14 protein-coding genes and 2 tRNA genes are annotated in these 17,703 nt (G+C 36.2%); 10 read left to right on the top strand and 6 right to left on the bottom strand.

The annotated features are described in order from the left end of the window. The first annotated feature begins 51 nt into the window (after window positions 1-51). A complete protein-coding gene (locus tag BXU11_RS03835; protein WP_024981382.1) occupies window positions 52-267 on the top strand; it encodes a hypothetical protein in 216 nt (71 codons plus the stop codon). Between the two features lie 260 nt (window positions 268-527). On the opposite strand, the gene BXU11_RS03830 is transcribed toward BXU11_RS03835, so the two are convergent. The 4 genes from BXU11_RS03830 to mutS all read right to left on the bottom strand — a co-directional run bounded on the left by BXU11_RS03830 (window position 528) and on the right by mutS (window position 3,914). Continuing rightward, window positions 528-875: a hypothetical protein gene (locus tag BXU11_RS03830; RefSeq protein WP_024981381.1), complete on the bottom strand. Its 348-nt coding sequence runs from the start codon at window positions 873-875 to the stop codon at window positions 528-530. A gap of 114 nt (window positions 876-989) precedes the next feature. Further along, window positions 990-1,075: transfer RNA gene (locus BXU11_RS03825), tRNA-Leu, on the bottom strand. A 15-nt stretch (window positions 1,076-1,090) separates the two neighbouring features. Next, a tRNA-Gly gene (locus BXU11_RS03820) sits at window positions 1,091-1,163 on the bottom strand. Window positions 1,164-1,307: 144 nt separating this feature from the next. Then, window positions 1,308-3,914 (bottom strand): DNA mismatch repair protein MutS, encoded by a 2,607-nt coding sequence (gene mutS, locus BXU11_RS03815; protein WP_078211068.1) that lies wholly within the window; start codon window positions 3,912-3,914, stop codon window positions 1,308-1,310. A gap of 149 nt (window positions 3,915-4,063) precedes the next feature. Here mutS and BXU11_RS03810 point away from each other — a divergent pair, with 149 nt between their 5' ends. The 3 genes from BXU11_RS03810 (at window position 4,064) to BXU11_RS03800 (ending at window position 8,932) form a co-directional block, all read left to right on the top strand. After that, complete coding sequence (locus BXU11_RS03810; RefSeq protein ID WP_024980454.1) at window positions 4,064-4,504, top strand: DUF1573 domain-containing protein; 441 nt, start codon at window positions 4,064-4,066, stop codon at window positions 4,502-4,504. Window positions 4,505-4,570: 66 nt separating this feature from the next. Then, on the top strand, window positions 4,571-5,101 hold the full coding sequence (locus BXU11_RS03805; protein WP_078211067.1) for an RNA methyltransferase: 531 nt from the start codon (window positions 4,571-4,573) through the stop codon (window positions 5,099-5,101). Window positions 5,102-5,197: 96 nt separating this feature from the next. Further along, complete coding sequence (locus BXU11_RS03800) at window positions 5,198-8,932, top strand: T9SS type B sorting domain-containing protein (RefSeq protein ID WP_078211066.1); 3,735 nt, start codon at window positions 5,198-5,200, stop codon at window positions 8,930-8,932. A 100-nt stretch (window positions 8,933-9,032) separates the two neighbouring features. Here the strand turns inward: BXU11_RS03800 and BXU11_RS03795 are convergent, their stop codons facing one another. Further along, a complete protein-coding gene (locus tag BXU11_RS03795; RefSeq protein ID WP_078211065.1) occupies window positions 9,033-9,386 on the bottom strand; it encodes a helix-turn-helix domain-containing protein in 354 nt (117 codons plus the stop codon). Window positions 9,387-9,663: 277 nt separating this feature from the next. Here BXU11_RS03795 and BXU11_RS03790 point away from each other — a divergent pair, with 277 nt between their 5' ends. The 6 genes from BXU11_RS03790 to BXU11_RS03765 all read left to right on the top strand — a co-directional run bounded on the left by BXU11_RS03790 (window position 9,664) and on the right by BXU11_RS03765 (window position 16,225). Beyond that, entirely contained in the window at window positions 9,664-10,518 is an 855-nt protein-coding gene (locus BXU11_RS03790) for a DUF6625 family protein (RefSeq protein ID WP_078211064.1), read from the top strand. 12 nt (window positions 10,519-10,530) lie between these two features. Next, window positions 10,531-11,316 carry a hypothetical protein gene (locus BXU11_RS03785; protein ID WP_078211063.1) on the top strand — a complete coding sequence of 262 codons (786 nt, stop codon included), beginning with the start codon at window positions 10,531-10,533 and terminating at the stop codon, window positions 11,314-11,316. A 46-nt stretch (window positions 11,317-11,362) separates the two neighbouring features. Further along, window positions 11,363-11,986, top strand: a complete 624-nt coding sequence (locus tag BXU11_RS03780) for a hypothetical protein (protein WP_078211062.1) — start codon at window positions 11,363-11,365, stop codon at window positions 11,984-11,986. Window positions 11,987-12,014: 28 nt separating this feature from the next. Next, window positions 12,015-12,329 (top strand): hypothetical protein, encoded by a 315-nt coding sequence (locus BXU11_RS03775; protein WP_078211061.1) that lies wholly within the window; start codon window positions 12,015-12,017, stop codon window positions 12,327-12,329. Window positions 12,330-12,720: 391 nt separating this feature from the next. Continuing rightward, window positions 12,721-14,907, top strand: a complete 2,187-nt coding sequence (locus tag BXU11_RS03770; protein ID WP_078211060.1) for a peptidase domain-containing ABC transporter — start codon at window positions 12,721-12,723, stop codon at window positions 14,905-14,907. Next, on the top strand, window positions 14,900-16,225 hold the full coding sequence (locus BXU11_RS03765) for an HlyD family efflux transporter periplasmic adaptor subunit (RefSeq protein WP_078211059.1): 1,326 nt from the start codon (window positions 14,900-14,902) through the stop codon (window positions 16,223-16,225). The genes BXU11_RS03770 and BXU11_RS03765 overlap by 8 nt, the downstream gene beginning before the upstream one ends. A gap of 219 nt (window positions 16,226-16,444) precedes the next feature. Here the strand turns inward: BXU11_RS03765 and folK are convergent, their stop codons facing one another. Further along, a complete protein-coding gene (gene folK / locus BXU11_RS03760; RefSeq protein ID WP_078211058.1) occupies window positions 16,445-17,575 on the bottom strand; it encodes a 2-amino-4-hydroxy-6-hydroxymethyldihydropteridine diphosphokinase in 1,131 nt (376 codons plus the stop codon). Window positions 17,576-17,703: the final 128 nt, after the last annotated feature.

The following is a 17,703-nucleotide window of genomic DNA, read 5'->3' as shown; positions in this document are numbered from 1 at the left end:
TTTTTATATCTTTGCCTCGAATTAATAATTAACCTTTATAATAAAATTAAGATGAAAAAAGTATTTTTAAGTTTAGCTGCTGTTGCTGTATTAACTGTTGTATCTTGTAAAAAAGCTGACGCTGCTGCTGAAGGAACTGAAGTTGCTGTTGATTCTGCTGCTACTGTAGTTGATTCTGCTGCTGCACCTGCTGTTGATTCTGCTGCTACTGTAGTTGATTCTGCTGCTGCACCTGCTGCTACAACTGAAGCTGCTCCAGCTAAGTAATTTTTAAATTACAGAAAAAATCAAGCCATCCATGTGATGGCTTTTTTTATGCATATAAAACAAAAGCTCAAGAAATCCTTGATCTTTTGTTTTATACTAATTTAACATAATGATTCGACCTCAACACAACACACAATACCACCTAGACAATCAACAACATTTATCCAATCAACACACCTAACAAATATTCACCCAACTCATTTACACTGCTTACAACAACCAAAAACCAGCACCACAGCAACAACACAACCCCACCCCGGTTAATCTGGAAAAACAAAATCATTATCCGAGAAGTCCAAAACCTCAGAACTAACTGCAGAAGACTTAATTTCATTAATCCCCTTAATCAATCGCAATTCGGTGGTATACTTTCTACTAGTAGCCAAATGACGCTCCCCCAACAAAAGCTTAAAAAAATACATCCCTTTCACAGATTTTACCTTAACAAAAACCATCTCACCTACCGAAGCCTTAATCAACTCAATATCTTCTTCCCCTTCAAACTTCAACTCATAGCTTTGACTGGTAAAAATCACTTTCCCTTTACGAGATGTAAAAACAAATTTATAGGTGTCATTAAACCGTTTACTGATCACAAAAGCGCCCATATTTTATAATTTACATTAATGTTTTTAGAATCATTTTTTTTGCGTTCACCTAAGAGTGACAGTAGGATTTGTCATAAATAAAAAAAGCTCCAAACATAGTTTGAAGCTTTCTTGTACTCAGAGCGGGACTTGAACCCGCACGAACATTGCTGTTCACTGGATTTTAAGTCCAGCGTGTCTACCAATTTCACCATCCGAGCATGATGTAGTGTTAGAGCGAAAAACGGGGCTCGAACCCGCGACCTCGACCTTGGCAAGGTCGCGCTCTACCAACTGAGCTATTTTCGCATTTCATATTCTTAAAGAACCACAACAATTGTTTGTCATTGCGGTTGCAAATGTAACACAAATATTCAATAATACAAGCCTTTTTTATAAAAAAATTTAAGCCGAAATGATAACTTTTTGATAACCCAGCGGTTATCAAAAAAATTATTTTCGACTGAGCATTCGTTTTATTTCATTGAGCTTCATCAAGGCTTCCATTGGTGTGATGGCATTAATATCCAATTGCAAAATTTCTTCTTTAATTTCTTCCAACAAGGGATCATCTAGATTAAAAAAACTCATTTGCATCTCATCTTTTGCCGCTTTGATCCCATTTAACGCATCACCTGAATGGTCTTTTTCTAATTTCTTTAATATTTTCTGCGCTTTCAAAATCACCAACTGTGGCATTCCAGCCATTTTAGCTACGTGAATCCCAAAACTATGTGCAGAACCTCCTTTTATTAGTTTTCGAATAAAAAGCACGTTATCTTTTAATTCTTTTACAGCGACATTATAATTCTGTATGCGCTTCAACGCATCGCTCATTTCATTCAATTCGTGATAATGCGTAGCAAAAAGGGTTTTGGGTTGCGATGGATGCTCATGTAAAAACTCCGCAATAGCCCACGCAATAGAAATTCCATCATAGGTACTTGTCCCACGGCCAATTTCATCCAACAACACCAAACTTCTGTCCGAAATATTATTCAAAATAGAAGCCGTCTCGTTCATTTCGACCATAAAAGTAGATTCACCCATCGAAATATTATCGGAAGCTCCTACCCTAGTAAAAATTTTATCCACGATACCCATTCTAACGCTATCTGCTGGAACAAAACTTCCCATTTGAGCCAAGAGCACAATCAGAGCCGTTTGTCTCAAAATAGCCGACTTACCCGACATATTTGGCCCAGTAATCATAATCAACTGTTGCGTGTCTCTATCTAGGAAAACATCATTGGCGATGTAAGGCACACCAACAGGCAATTGTTTTTCAATTACTGGATGACGACCGTTTTTGATATCCAATTCAAAGGTTTCATCCAATTCAGGACAAACATATTGGTTTTCTATAGCCAATTGTGTAAACGAACACAAACAATCCAACTGCGCCACCAAATTGGCATTCATTTGAACTGGCTTGATATACGTTGAAATCCATTGCACTAATTGTTCAAAAATCTCACCTTCTATTTTATGGATTTTTTCCTCGGCACCTAAAATTTTGGTTTCGTATTCTTTTAGCTCTTCGGTAATATAACGTTCCGCATTCACTAAAGTTTGCTTACGAATCCATTCGCTTGGCACTTTATCTTTATGCGTATTTCGAACTTCGATATAATACCCAAAAACATTATTAAAAGAAATTTTCAAAGAAGAAATCCCTGTACGCTCCGATTCACGTTTCTCAATTCCTTCTAAAAATTCTTTCCCAGAAGTAGAAATAGCGCGCAACTCATCCAATTCTGAATGTACACCAACCGCAATCGCATTCCCTTTGGCAATAGCTACGGGTGCATCTTGATTTAACGTCGTTTTTATTTTCTCACGAAGCAAATCACAGCTATGCAAACTATCACCAATTACTTTTACGGCTTCTTGTGGACTTTGCAAAGCGATTGTTTTGATCGGCAAGATCGCATCTAAAGATTCTTTCAAATACACCACTTCACGAGGGGATACTTTGCCTGCCGCGATTTTTGAAATCAAACGTTCCAAATCAGAAATCTGTTTGATTTGATATTGTATTTGTTTTAAAACTTCTTGGTTTTCTTTTAAATACCCTACTACTTGATGACGACTCTGAATTTTGGCTGCATCTTTCAAAGGCAAAGCCAACCAACGCTTCAATAATCGTCCACCCATAGGCGAAAGTGTTCGGTCGATTACATCTAGCAACGTCACCGCATTAGGATTATAACTATGATATAACTCCAGATTTCGAATGGTAAAACGATCCATCCAAACATAAGCATCTTCTGCGATACGTTGTATGGCCGTAATATGCTGTACCCTATTATGCTGTGTTTCTGATAAATAATACAAAATAGCACCCGAAGCCACGATTCCTTCTTTCAATTCTTCGACACCAAAACCTTTTAAAGAAGTGGTTTGAAAATGCTTCGTTAAACTCTCAAAAGCATAATCTTCTTTGTAAATCCAATCTTCGAGATAAAAACTATGGTAATCGTCTCCGAATGTTTCTCGGAACGTATTTTTGTTGTTTTTTGTCACTAAGACCTCACTAGGATTGAAATTTTGCAACAACTTATCGATGTATTCTGCATTTCCTTGTGCGGTTAGAAATTCTCCAGTAGAAACATCTAAAAATGAAATTCCAATATTTTTATTGGTAAAATATACCGAAGCCAAAAAATTATTGGTTTTGGACTGCAACACCTCATCGTTCATAGAAACCCCAGGAGTAACCAACTCAGTCACGCCACGTTTCACAATCGTTTTGGTCATTTTGGGATCTTCTAGCTGATCACAAATCGCCACACGAAGACCCGCTTTAACTAACTTGGGCAAATACGTATTAATGGAATGATGCGGAAAACCAGCCAAAGCCGTTTCAGTTTCTGAACCGGCCCCTCTTTTGGTTAACGTAATTCCCAGTATTTTGGAGGCACGAATGGCATCATCACCAAAGGTTTCATAAAAATCGCCTACTCGAAACAACAAACACGCATCTGGATATTTTCGCTTAATTTCATTATACTGTTTCATTAACGGCGTTTCCTTAACGCCTTTATCTTTTGCTGCCAAATTGGGTGGGTATTAAATTCAATAAAATATGTCAGCGAATTTATAGATTTATAGTGAATAAAGGCGGTTCAAAAAACAAAATTTTAAACTGTAATTGTGTTACATTTTCTAATTTTTACCTAGATTTGCGATACTTTAAATTAAATCTTATGAAAAAAATAATCACACTTTTATTAGTTTTCGGTTTTGGAATTGCTACTACTTCAGCACAAGAAACTGCTAAAAAATTAAAAAAAGCCAAAACAACTACAGCAAAAGTTCAGGGTGCAGGTTTAGTATTTAAAACTGAAACGCTTGATTATGGCACTATTGCACGTGGTTCAGATGGAAAACGTGAATTTACTTTTACCAATAATGGAAACGCTCCATTAATTATCAGTAATGCACAAGGATCTTGCGGATGTACTGTTCCAAGTATTCCAAGAGAGCCTATTTTACCAGGAAAAAGCAGTAGTATTGGCGTAAGTTATGACACCAATCGTGTGGGTGCTTTTACAAAAACCGTAACCGTAACTTCTAACGCTGCAGGACAACCTTCAAAAGTTTTGACAATTAAAGGAACTGTAACTGCTGAGGGCGTAAAAAGCTAAAAAATAAAAAACACATTTAAAGAGCTTCCTTTGACTAGGAAGCTTTTTTTTTTAAGATCTTGACTTATGAGAAAATTAGAGAATAGCGAACTGGACAGAAAATCAATAGAAGGATTTAAAAAATCCGAAAAAACCCCGCTAATTCTGGTTCTTGATGATGTGAGAAGTCTTCACAATATCGGTTCTGTATTTAGAACTGCCGATGCGTTTTTGGTAGAAAAAATTATACTCTGTGGCATTACTGCGACACCTCCCAACAAAGAAATACATAAAACTGCTTTGGGTGCAACAGAAACAGTAGCTTGGGAACATTACGACGATGTTTTAGAAGCCATTACCGCTTTAAAAAATGACAACGTGGTAACTCTGGCTATCGAACAAGTAGAAAGCGCTGTTTTTTTACAAGATTTCAAAGTAGATCCTTTACAAAAATATGCTTTAGTTTTTGGTAATGAAGTACATGGTGTAGCACAAGAAGCAGTAGTCCTTTGTGACGGATGTATCGAAATTCCGCAATTGGGCACTAAACATTCTTTAAATATTTCGGTGAGCGCAGGTATTGTCGTTTGGGATTTATTTAAAAAATTTAACTATTAGTAGCACATTTATTGCAAGTCTAGTTATTTCTTTGATTTAACTCCAAAAACTACCCTAAGACTAGTTATTCTAGAGAATTAACGATATTTTTATCTAATGAAAATATCAGTTATATATCGATCACTTTTAATTCTTGCTCTTTTTTTTTCAAATTTAGCATTTGCGATTGATCCACCTAAAATAACAGCCTCAGGCAATCAAGTTTATTGCCCAGGAACTGCATTAAAAATCATCCAAACCATCTCCATCACACATGATGTTGCTGAACCAGATGCAGAGGCGATGTACGTTCAAATAGCAGCGGGATACAACCGAAACTTAGATCTATTACGACTGGAAAACCCTGCTGCTCACCCCAAAATAGCAAGTAGCTGGGATGCTGCTGCTGGAAAGCTAAAACTATATAGCCCAACCAGTGTACGAATTTTGTATACCGACTTTGTGGCCGCCCTAAAAGATATTAGCTATTCTAATGCTGATGCTTCTCCCTCTGGCAACCGAACATTTTCTATTACCCTTGGTCAAGCCAACTATCTCCCTTCTACCGGTCATTACTATCAATACGTATCCAACACAGGCATTACTTGGACAGCTGCAAAAGCACAAGCCGAAAGCCTGCGCTATTATGGTCTAAAAGGCTATTTAGCCACGCTATTATCCTTAGAAGAAGCAAAGCTTTGTGGCGAACAAGCCAATGGCGCAGGATGGGTTGGTGGCACAGATGAAAACACAGAAGGAGTATGGAAGTGGGTCACTGGCCCAGAAGGACTAGCCAATAGTGGCAATGGTATTGTTTTTTGGAACGGACTAACCAACGGCTCGAGTCCTAACTTTGCCTATTGGAATATCAACGAACCAAACCAACTAGGCAACGAAGACTACGCACACATCACAGCGCCTGGAGTTGGTATCGCTGGCTCATGGAATGACTTGTCCAACACAGGTGAAGCTTCAGGAAATTATCAACCCAAAGGATTTATTGTAGAATATGGAGGAATGCCTGGAGATCCTATTTTAGAACTTTCGGCGAGTACCTCAATAACCATAGCACAATTAAACTTTACACCTCCAAATAGCATTTGTGCTGGACAATCCATGAGCATTGCAGTGTCTTCCTCCTCTAGCAATGTGAATTGGTTTGATGCCGCCAACGGTGGAAATTTATTGTATTCTGGAACCAGCTATACTACGCCCGCGTTAAACAATACGACGACCTATTATGTAGATTATGGCTGTAGCTCCCGAAAAGCAATCACGGTTCCTGTAGAACCTTTACCGGTTGCACATCCTGTTTCCATAGCCAGGCAATGCGATGACAATCAGGACGGTATTTATACCTTTGACACCAGCGCACTTGAAAGTACTTTACTGCAAGGACAACTCAACTGTAAAGTCACCTATTTTGATGCAAGCAATACTCCTCTAAAAGACGAAAACGGAATAGCAATAGTAAGCCCATTTCCTTCAAGATTTACTACAAAATCTCAAACTATACGAGCTATTGTAACCAATAACTCCTCTTTGCAATGCGCTAGTCAAACAAACATAATTTTTACGGTAGACAATTTACCACAAGCATTTGAAGTTCCTAAAACCTTAACAACTGCCTGCGATGACGAACCCATTTCATCTACTCAAGATGGAAACTATGCCTTTGACACGTCAAGCATCCAAGCCATTCTTTTAGGCGGTCAAACAGGCATGACAGTAAGTTACACGGATGCCCTTGGTAATCTGTTACCGAGCCCATTACCCAATCCCTTTTTGACTAGCACCCAAAAGATAACTGTTAGGATCGAAAACATTACTAACCCCAGTTGTATAGCGACTACTACTTTAGATTTTATAATACATCCTCGTCCGGTGGTCAACGAAGTCAGTATAATTCAATGTGACACAGATTTGGTAGTCGATGGCAAAACTTTTTTCAACTTAACCGTTAACAACGCTACTATTTCAAGCAATTATACCAACGAAACTTTTACATATTATACTACTTTAAATGGTGCCAATACTGCAATAGCGACCGACCTGATTACTAATCCGCTGATGTTTGAAAATAGCATTCCAACACTTATGCCGGTTTGGGCGAGAATTACCAACCCATTGACAACTTGTGCTAGTGTTGCTAAAATCACGTTAAAAGTACCCGCAACCAATATTCCGCCTACCTACAAAATTCCTTTCGCTCCCGTTTGTGACGATTTTTTAGACTCCAACGGCAACAATACTCCCAATAACAACAAGCGAGATGGTATCAGCACTTTTGATTTATCGCCGACAAAAGCAACTATATTAGCACTCCTTCCCACAAACCAAACATACAGTATCAACTACTACAGAAACGAAGCTGATGCCTTGGCGGAGTTGAATGCTATTTCTAATCTTTCTAATTACCGAAACATAGGCTACCCGAACACGCAAGATATTTGGATTCGAATTGATAGCGACTTGGACAATGCTTGTTACGGATTAGGCCCCTATTTAACCTTAACTGTAGAAAGCCCTCCTATTGCACATGCGGTGCAAATTCCAAGACAATGTGACGACACTTCGGATGGGATATTTCCATTTGACACCGCTGCACTCGAGACTACTTTGCTGCAGGGCCAAACCAATGTAAGTATTCGTTATTTCGACCAAGCCAATCAACCATTAATAGATGCCAATGGCAATACAATTACTAGTCCTTTTCCAGCGCTTTTTGCCTCAACATCACAAACCATCAAGGCCGTTGTTACCAACACCACTGCGCAACAATGTTCGGATGAAACACTAATCACCTTTACTGTGGATGAAGCCCCAAGAGCCTTTACTGTTGCTTCGAGTTTAACCACAGCTTGCGATGACGAAATAGAACCAACACAGCAAGATGGTACATTTGCTTTCGACACTTCTGCTTTTGACAGTATTATTAGAGGAGGTCAAACCGGCATGGTGATTCAATATTATGATCAAAACAACACCCTTTTACCCAGCCCTTTGCCGAACCCCTTTATAACGAGTTCACAAACAGTTAACGCAATAGTTAGCAACCCTATAAACACCATTTGTACGGCTAGCACCGCTTTGCGTTTTACGGTTCATCCTGTTCCGAACATTAGCTTAAATCTGAATGGTTCAGAAAATGAGTTGGTATGTTCGAACCTAGCTACTTTTTTTGTTACGCTAGACGCAGGAATATTGGACGCCACACCGACCACAGACTACGAGTATTCATGGAAGAAAGACGGCACTACTATTGGCACTAACACGCCTACTTTGAACGTCAACACTGAGGGTGTATATACCGTTGACGTTACAAACGCTGCAGGCTGTAGTCGCACGAGAACCTTGACAGTAACCGCTTCTAATGTTGCAACCATTGAAGCTATAGACATTGTTGAATTAAGTGATGTTAATACAGTAACCGTTCAAGTAAGTGGGCCTGGCGACTACCAATACAGCTTGGACGAACCTAGTGGTTTTTGGCAGGATTCGAATGCTTTTCACAATGTATCCTCGGGTATACATACCGTATATGTGAACGACAAAAACGGATGCGGTAGTGTTAGCAAAGCGATTGCTGTAGTAGGCATTCCTAAATTTTTCACACCTAATGGCGATGGATTTAATGACGTTTGGAATATTAAAGGCATTTCAAAATACCCCAACACTACGGTGCATATTTTTGATCGTTTTGGCAAACTCATCACCATTCTTAATGCTACAAATATCAGTTGGAATGGTACTTTTAACGGAACGCCATTGGCGGCTAACGATTATTGGTATGTGATAAACTTTAGTAATGGAACACCCGAAATTAAAGGTCATTTTTCTTTGAAAAGATAACAAGAATTAACTTAACATTACAATTTTAAAATGATTGTATTCAGGAAATATAAAACAAAAAAAACGACTATAAAACATCTGATAAGAAACAATTAATAAACTAACCTTTCCACTCTTTTATTAATTGTTTCAAATCAGCTATTACTTCATCCTTTTCTTTTAACCTAATTTCGTATTGTTCTATATGTTTATCCGAAAGTTGATTGATAACTAAGCCGTTATTGTCTCCTTTTTTATTTTTTTGATGAAATGAAAGTCCGTCTTCTTTTAAAATGTCTATCGCATCCATTTCGTAAATTTCGGCAATTTTCTGAATAGTTTTGAGGTCAACTCTTCCTTTATTGTTTTCTAAATTTGAGTAGGATGCCTGTGGAATACTAAGTAAGTCAGCCATTTTTTTCTGCGTAAATCCTCTCTCTGCACGCAATGTCCTTAATTTTTTTCCTATTTCCATAATTTAGTTTTGAATAAATTTAGATTTAATCGTTTGATAAAATATAGTACAATATAATAATTTATGCCGTATCATAATAAACAGGTTAGGGTATTTTCTTTTTATTTGTAAATCCATTACCATTAAAACACTATATTTGGATATGAAAACAAAAATTAAATTTAGTGACATAGCTTGAACGTGACGAAATGAAAGGAATCAAGGATGCTTGTGAATTATATTCAAAAACAACAACCAAAAATTAATCAATACTGATTTGTAATTTATGTTACCGTAAATGTCAAAACTCAATTCTATAGCTATTATTACTTGCTGGTATGGTAAATATCCCTGGTATTTTCCATATTTTTTACATTCTTGTGCTTTTAATCCAACAGTTGATTTTTATATCGTAACAGATAATATAGAGGCAATCGTTGACAAGCCTGAAAATGTGAAAATATTTTTCATGACTCTAGATGAAATCAGAACATTGGCTTCTCAAAAATTAGGATTTAAAGTAAATATAGATTATCCCTATAAATTATGTGATTTCAAGCCTTCTTATGGTTTCTTATTTACTGAAATTATTGCTAATTATGATTTTTGGGGAATTGGGGATATTGATATTGTATATGGTTCTATCAGAAATTTTATGACAGAAGAAATATTAAACAATTACGATATAATAAGCAGTCGACACGACTATATAACTGGTTCATTTTGTCTATTTAGAAATAACCGTTATATCAATCAATTGTTTATGAAAAGTAAAGATTATAAAATGGTTTTTAGAAGCCCCGTTCATTTTTGCTTTGATGAATGTAATTTTTTATTTGAAAAATTAAAAACGGGGGTTTCGATATTAGACCTTCATAATAGCATAGAAAGCATGACATATGTTGTTAAAAGAGAAGAAAAAAAAAACAATCTAAGAGCTTTTTTTGATTTCATAATAGTTGAAGGACTGCCTGGCAATATAGAATGGAATAATGGAATATTAATTTACAAAGAAATGTATGAAGTTATGTTTTACCATTTAATTGAATTTAAAACATCTTGCACGAACAGAAAATTATTAAATCCGATCCCGAAAAAATATAATTTCACAAAAACATCAATTATAAAAAGTAAGCAATTACATTCAATATAAATAGTTAAAATTATGAAAGTAAAAAAAATGAGTTTTGCAGACATTGAAGAAACAATGTGTAAAGAAGAAATGAAATGCATAATGGGGGGAAGCGGTAGTGATTGGGGTAGTTATGGAGGTTATGGAGGCCCTGGTAATCCTATGCAATTAAACACAGTTGTTATCGGAGGAGGTAGTTCTTCTCAACAGAATTTTTATTCAGGAGCCCCTTCCTCTTGGAGTGGTTATTCTAGTGTTTCAACCAATAATAATTATGACCAGAATTACTATGGTAATTATGGGTCTAGTTACAATGGTAATTATTACGGTGGCGGATCTGGAATTACTGCATCTAGCACCACTAATCAACAGCCTGGACCAACAGATTGTTTTTTTCAATGTTTAGGATGGATAAGTACTATGTATGGTGATCAAGCTCATGACGCAAAATATTATGCAAATATATATGCTTTTGTAAATCCAAATCACGCAACAAATACTTTATATAACTTTCTAACTGCTACAGGAGTAGGCATAATACAAAGTCAAGCATTGAGCTTTGCAGGCAATTTTTTTGCTGCTACAGATTATAGTGGGGCTAGTACGCAATTCTTGTCAAAATTTATTAACCCAGCTACTAACCCCAGTGGTGATAATCAATTAATAGGGGTATATAGAACCTCGTCTGGAGGGCTTCATGCAGTTAATATAACCAGTATTGATGGGAATAGAGTTAACTTTTATGATCCTCAAAAAGCTAAAGAAGGTAGTGTAACTATATCAGAAATGGTTTCTTTTTATGGAATTAAAGCTCGTTAATAGTAGAATATTTCAGTCTTTTTATAGCTAATCAAAATAAACAAAAATGAAAATTAATCTCATAAGAAATGAAAGAAAATGGAAGCTACTCTTAGTTTCTATTTTCTTTATCACCATTAGCGTGCAATCGCAATGTGTTTTTGACATGGATGTTAAATCGCAATTAGCAAAAACAAAACTACTATTCAGTAAACCGGATAATTATTTTTGCATAAATCCACCATCAAGTTATTTCAGTATACATCATGACGTTCAACAAAGTATGTTTGACATAGCTATTATTAATAACGATAATGAGGTTATGATTTGTATTACTACTATTGCTTACCCTAAACCTATAGGGAAAATAAATAAATTTTTAATAGCTACAGTAGATCTGAATCATATTTCTAAAAAGGGTTTAGCTATAGAAATGGATACTCGATTATCCCAATTAAGATTTGTTAAAACAGATTATTTAAAAAAAATAAATGCAGATAGAGGATATGTTTATAATCTTAAAGTAAGAAAAGGAGGGTATTTGGGAATTTATCCACGGTGCAAAAAGGTTATTGTTTACAAAGACAATGTGGGAAGGGCAGAAATCCTCTTTTTTTATAAGTATGGTCAAGATAATTTAGTAAACCAAGAAATAGAAAAAACGTGGGGATCCTTGAAATTTAAGTCTTAATAGAAAGATTAACAAATATAATAAACGAATGAAAATTAATCTCGTTAATAAAAGAAAGAAAGTTGCTGTTATTTTTATTTTCTTTATTGCAAGTAGTGCGCAATCGCAAAGATGTCCTTTAAACGAAGATGTTAAATTGCGATTAGCAGCAGCAAAATTAGAATTTAATAATCCGGATAATTATTTTTGTATAAATCCACCGGACAGTTATTTTTCAATTCACCCTGAGATTTACCAAAGTACAATTGACATAGCTATGATTAAGGATGATAATGAGCGTATTATGAGTTGTATTGCTATTATAGCTTATCCTAAAATACTACATGGGCTGAGAAACTTTTAATAACTACAGATGGTTTAACTCGTTTTTTACCGAGAGCTGTTGCTAATCAAATCAATACCAATCTGACTAAAATAACAGTTATTGACAAATCGTATTTAAAACGATTTAATGCTACTAGAGGAATTATTTATAATATAAAAGTTAAAGAAAAATATTTGGGTACATACTCGAGGTGTAAGAAATTAGAACTTTATAAAGACAATACAGCCAGAGTTGAAATATTATTTTTTTACGACGAAAGTCGTCAGGTTGGTTTAGTTAAGCAAGAAATCGAGAGAACATGGGGAATGCTGAAGTTTAAATAAGTTCTACAAATCATTTCAAAAATAGTCTCTTCAAATCCCGCGAACCCTAGCGGGATTATTAATCCAATAAAATCAACCCACATTCAATGTTTCAATTTCCACACGAGTTTCAGCTCGATGCTAAGGATTGCGGTCCTACTTGTGTCAAAATCATAGCAAAATATTATGGCAGATTCTACAGTTTGCCCTATTTGCGAGATCTCTGCGGTATTAGCCGAGAAGGCGTTAGTTTTTTAGACATTAGCGATGCGTGCGAAAAAATCGGTTTGAGAACAAAGTGTGTCAAAATTGACTTTGACACCTTGCGCCTTATACCGCTACCCTGCATTATCCATTGGCAAGACAGTCATTTTGTAGTGGTCTATAAAATCAATTCTCAATACGTTTGGGTGTCTGATCCTGCCAAGGCTCGTATAAAATACTCCATAGCTGATTTCCAAAATGGTTGGTTGACCAATGAAAAAGTGGGAGCTGTTTTAGCGATAGAACCCATGGCTGATTTCAAGCAACGCTCGGTTCAAGATAAACTGGAACGCCGGAAAACGCTGGAAAATTTTTTGGGTTATTTTACGCCTTACAAAAAGAGTTTTCTGAACCTGTTCTTTGTAATGCTCATCGTTACAGGCTTACAGGCTTTTTTGCCCTTTGTTTCTAAATCTGTTATCGATGTGGGGATTCAAACTAGCGATGTGGATTTTATCGATTTGGTCTTGATAGCCAATATAGTGATTATCATCAGCATTTTGTTGAGCAATATGGTACGGGACTGGATTTTGCTTCATGTCACCTCAAGAGTCAATATTTCGCTAATCTCGGACTACCTGATAAAATTGATGAAGTTGCCTATTACTTTTTTTGAAAACAAATTGGTGGGCGATATTTTACAACGCGCGCAAGATCATGAGCGTATTCGGGATTTCATCATGAACAATTCGCTCAATTTTGTTTTTTCTATTCTTACCTTCTTCATTTTCGGTATTATCCTGCTTATTTACAGTCCCGTTTTATGCTTAATCTATTTGGTGGGCAGTACACTTTTTATGCTTTGGGTGGTGTTTTTTCTTCAATTTAGAAAAAAATTAGATTGGGAATATTTTGATGTGCATACCCAAAACCAAAGTTATTGGGTAGAAACCATTGGAAGTATTCAGGACATCAAAATCAACAATTACGAAAAGCAAAAACGCTGGAAATGGGAAGCCCTTCAGGTGCGAATGTTCAAAATAGACCAAAAGATTTTACGCATTACTAATGCTCAAAACTTAGGAGCACAATTCATCAACCAATTAACCAATTTGTTCATTACATTTTATTGTGCCAAAGCGGTTATTCGGGGGGAGATCACCTTTGGAGTAATGATTTCGACACAGTTCATCATCGGGATGCTCAATGGGCCAATTATGCAGTTCATCTCGTTTATCCAATCGGCTCAATATGCCAAAATTAGCTTCTTGCGCCTAAATGAAATTCACGAATTAGAAGAAGAGGAAGAAAACGAGATCAATAACAGCATCCAACTACCCGAAGACAAAAGCCTACTTTTGAGAAATGTATCTTTTCAATACAACCGCAATGGAGACTATATATTGAAGAATATTTCAATGATTATTCCACAAGGAAAAGTAACTGCCATTGTGGGAGATAGCGGCAGCGGAAAAACTACTTTGCTTAAATTGATCCTCCGATTATACAAACCCTCTTTTGGGGAATTGACCATGGGGAATTTAAACATACAGAACATCAGCCTAAAACAATGGAGAGAAAGCTGCGGTGCCGTAATGCAGGACGGTAAAATTTTTAGCGATACGATTCAAAACAACATTGTGCTTGACGATGAAAATGTGGACTATGAACGCTTAAAAAAAGCCGTTACCGTAGCCAACATTGCTAGCGAAATTGAAGCTATGCCAAAAGGCTATCAAACCATGATGGGAGAAAGTGGTAGAGGATTAAGTGGTGGACAAAAGCAAAGAATACTTATTGCTAGAGCATTGTATAAAAATCCTGATTATTTATTTTTTGACGAAGCTACAAACTCACTTGATTCTATAAACGAGCAAAAAATAGTAACCGCTTTAGAGGACATTTTTAAAAACAAAACTGTAATTGTTGTCGCCCACAGATTAAGCACTATTAGAAAAGCTGATCAGATTATTGTGCTCAAAAATGGGTCTATTACTGAAATAGGAAATCATGACTCATTGATGACAAGAGAAAATGGACATTATTATCAATTAGTAAAAACACAAATGGGAGACACAATAAATGGATAATAAAGAATTTCACAAAAGTCTACACGAAAACAGAACGGAAGAAGTTGCGCATTTGATAGAAAAAATGCCTGTTCGTTTCGGTGTCGCCGTGAGTGGTATCGCCATAGGATTGGTTTTGCTCTTACTGATTTTTGGCTGGTTGATCAAGTATCCTGAAGTGCTGCATGGTCAAATTACACTTAACACAAGGCAAGCTCCCGTAAAAATAGTTTCGGCCAGCACAGGAAATCTTGTTTTATTGCAAAAAAAAGGAGGAGCCACTGTACAAGCTGGCACCTATTTAGGGTATATCAAGAACTCTGCTCGACTTAAAGATGTTCAAATACTAGACCATTTGTTGCACCAAGTTGCCATACACAATCTAAACTCGGATGCTCATCGTAATTTCTTTCCAGAAAATCTGTCTTTAGGCGATGTCAACAATGCGTATTTTGGTTTTTTAAGTGCCTTGTATCAGTTTTTGGATTATAAAAAACAGCAACCTTTTGTGGTTCAAAAAAAAATTACTCAAAAGTTGTTAAAAATGCAAAAGACAACCCTTGCCGCTTTGCAAAATGATTTTAAAAATCAGCAAATCAAATACAATCGCTCGATGGAATTATTTAAACGGGATTCTGTTTTGTATAGCAAAAAAGTGACGGCTTCTGCTGATTTTGATAAATCCGTAATTTCCAAAGCCAATACGACACTTGATTTTAAAGCCATTGACAAACAAATTACAAACACCGATTATCAAATACAGGAAGCCGAAAATAAGTTGGAATTATTAGCCATCGAAAAATCCAACAGAGAAACCGAATTGATTATCAAATTATACAATAGTTATTATGACTTATTAGATGCCATAAAAAAATGGGAACAAACCTATGTTTTTATTGCCCCAATCCCAGGGAGAATTGATTTTTTAAGTTTCTTAAAAAATGACGACTTTATCCAATCCGGACAGGAAATGTTCAAAATTATTCCTTACAAGAATGAAATTATTGGACAGGTAAATTTACCAGAACAAGGTTCAGGCAAAGTAAAAATAGGGCAAGACGTAATCATAAAACTAGACAATTATCCTTATAATGAATATGGTTCGGTAAAAGGAAAAGTCAGCCGAATATCACTAGCTACCAATGAACAAACTTTATCGAACAAGGAAAATAAAGTAAACGCTTATTTGGTACAAGTGCATTTAACCGATGGATTGAAAACTAACTACGGAACAGTTTTGAACTTTCATGCCGAAGCTAAAGGTACAGCAGAAATCATCACCGAAGACAGGCGATTGATAGAACGCTTTTTTGACAATTTGAAATATAGGGTGAAATAACATGAGAATTATTCAAAGTGCTTGGTCATGCTATCAAGCAAAATATTGACTTCCAATTCACCTTGGTTAGCTCCAAAATACAATTTTACATGCCTTATTTTGAACTTTTATAGATATGGAAGAGTTATTCTGAAGTCGTTTTGTATTGCGATTCCATTTATAGAACTATTAATTGACCAATTGCAATTACCCTATGCCAAGGTCGTTTGCAGTTTAGTTTTATATTTTCTTTTGAATTTCGTTTAAAACAAAAAGATAATCTGACTGATTTTTGACAAAGTCAAGATCTGAAACATCGATAATTAGAACATTCAAATCTTGCTGCGATTTGATGTAATCTAGATAACCGGTGTTTATTTTATCCAAGTAGTCCGCTTCGATGTTTTGCTCGTAACCACGCCCTCTTTTTTTAATGTTTTGCAACAAGCGCTGGGTATTTTGATACAAATAAACATACAAATCAGGTTTTGGCATTTCTTTGTAAATGATGGTAAACAGGTTTCGATACAGGCGATACTCGTCTTCTGCCAAGGTGATTTTGGCAAAAATGAGCGATTTGAAAATATGATAATCGGCTACTACAAAATCTTTGAAGAGATCAAATTGTGCCAAATCATCGGATAATTGCTGGTACCGATCGGCCAAGAATGACATTTCGAGCGGAAAAGCATAACGGTTTTGATCTTTGTAAAACTTGGGTAAAAAGGGGTTGTCGGCAAAACGTTCCAAAACCATTTTCGCATTAAAATCTTGTGCAATTTTATGCGTCAAGGTTGTTTTTCCTGCACCAATATTACCTTCAAAAGCAATATAATTGAACTGCTCCAGCGGAATTTTGCTCAAAGGCGCAGCAATATTTGCAACAATGGTACAATTGCTTGTGTCACTGCTTTGGGCGATCAATTCGGAAACATTTTTTTTGAGAATTGGATGCTCCCAATCTGAAGTTAGCTCTTGAAAAGGCAACAAAACAAAATTTCGCTCTTGCAATAAAGGATGCGGAATTTGGAGTCTGTCGGTGGCAACCACCTCTTCGCCATAGGCAATAATATCGATATCAATGGTGCGCGCTTGATAGCCAACAGCAGCATTTCGGGTGCGTCCGAGACTTTTTTCGATTTTCAAAATCTGATTGAGCACGCGAACAGGTGTAAAATCGGTATGCAACACCAAGGCACAATTATAAAAAGACTCGCTCTCAAAACCCCAAGCGGGCGTTTCGAAAACAGACGAAATTTTGATGACCGTTCCTACTTCTTGATGCAACAAATCAATGCAATGCTCCAAGATTTGCAGCCGATTGCCCTGATTACTTCCTAACGATAAAAAGACTTGATGTTGTGATTTCATATGGACTACAAAATAACTAAAAGAAAATTAGATTCGCTATTTATAGCGGTACGGATTGCTTTGAAAAACGAAAATTACGGCTACATTTGTAACATTCAAATGAGAAGTACGACTTACTTATTTTAAAC

Origin of the sequence: Flavobacterium sp. LM5 (genome assembly GCF_002017945.1) — a bacterium.
Classification (GTDB): domain Bacteria; phylum Bacteroidota; class Bacteroidia; order Flavobacteriales; family Flavobacteriaceae; genus Flavobacterium; species Flavobacterium succinicans.
The sequence above is the reverse complement of the archived record's forward strand: the minus strand, read 5'-3'. Positions and strand labels throughout refer to the sequence as shown.

What these genes read in the sequence shown, in the direction of transcription:
- BXU11_RS03770 (WP_078211060.1), top strand. Translation starts at nt 12,721, where the DNA reads ATGTTTCAATTTCCACACGAGTTTCAGCTCGATGCTAAGGATTGCGGT.
- BXU11_RS03805 (WP_078211067.1), top strand. Translation starts at nt 4,571, where the DNA reads ATGAGAAAATTAGAGAATAGCGAACTGGACAGAAAATCAATAGAAGGA.
- BXU11_RS03795 (WP_078211065.1), bottom strand. Translation starts at nt 9,386, where the DNA reads ATGGAAATAGGAAAAAAATTAAGGACATTGCGTGCAGAGAGAGGATTT.
- BXU11_RS03835 (WP_024981382.1), top strand. Translation starts at nt 52, where the DNA reads ATGAAAAAAGTATTTTTAAGTTTAGCTGCTGTTGCTGTATTAACTGTT.
- BXU11_RS03765 (WP_078211059.1), top strand. Translation starts at nt 14,900, where the DNA reads ATGGATAATAAAGAATTTCACAAAAGTCTACACGAAAACAGAACGGAA.
- BXU11_RS03800 (WP_078211066.1), top strand. Translation starts at nt 5,198, where the DNA reads ATGAAAATATCAGTTATATATCGATCACTTTTAATTCTTGCTCTTTTT.
- BXU11_RS03790 (WP_078211064.1), top strand. Translation starts at nt 9,664, where the DNA reads ATGTCAAAACTCAATTCTATAGCTATTATTACTTGCTGGTATGGTAAA.
- BXU11_RS03780 (WP_078211062.1), top strand. Translation starts at nt 11,363, where the DNA reads ATGAAAATTAATCTCATAAGAAATGAAAGAAAATGGAAGCTACTCTTA.
- BXU11_RS03785 (WP_078211063.1), top strand. Translation starts at nt 10,531, where the DNA reads ATGAAAGTAAAAAAAATGAGTTTTGCAGACATTGAAGAAACAATGTGT.
- folK (WP_078211058.1), bottom strand. Translation starts at nt 17,575, where the DNA reads ATGAAATCACAACATCAAGTCTTTTTATCGTTAGGAAGTAATCAGGGC.
- BXU11_RS03810 (WP_024980454.1), top strand. Translation starts at nt 4,064, where the DNA reads ATGAAAAAAATAATCACACTTTTATTAGTTTTCGGTTTTGGAATTGCT.
- BXU11_RS03830 (WP_024981381.1), bottom strand. Translation starts at nt 875, where the DNA reads ATGGGCGCTTTTGTGATCAGTAAACGGTTTAATGACACCTATAAATTT.
- BXU11_RS03775 (WP_078211061.1), top strand. Translation starts at nt 12,015, where the DNA reads ATGAAAATTAATCTCGTTAATAAAAGAAAGAAAGTTGCTGTTATTTTT.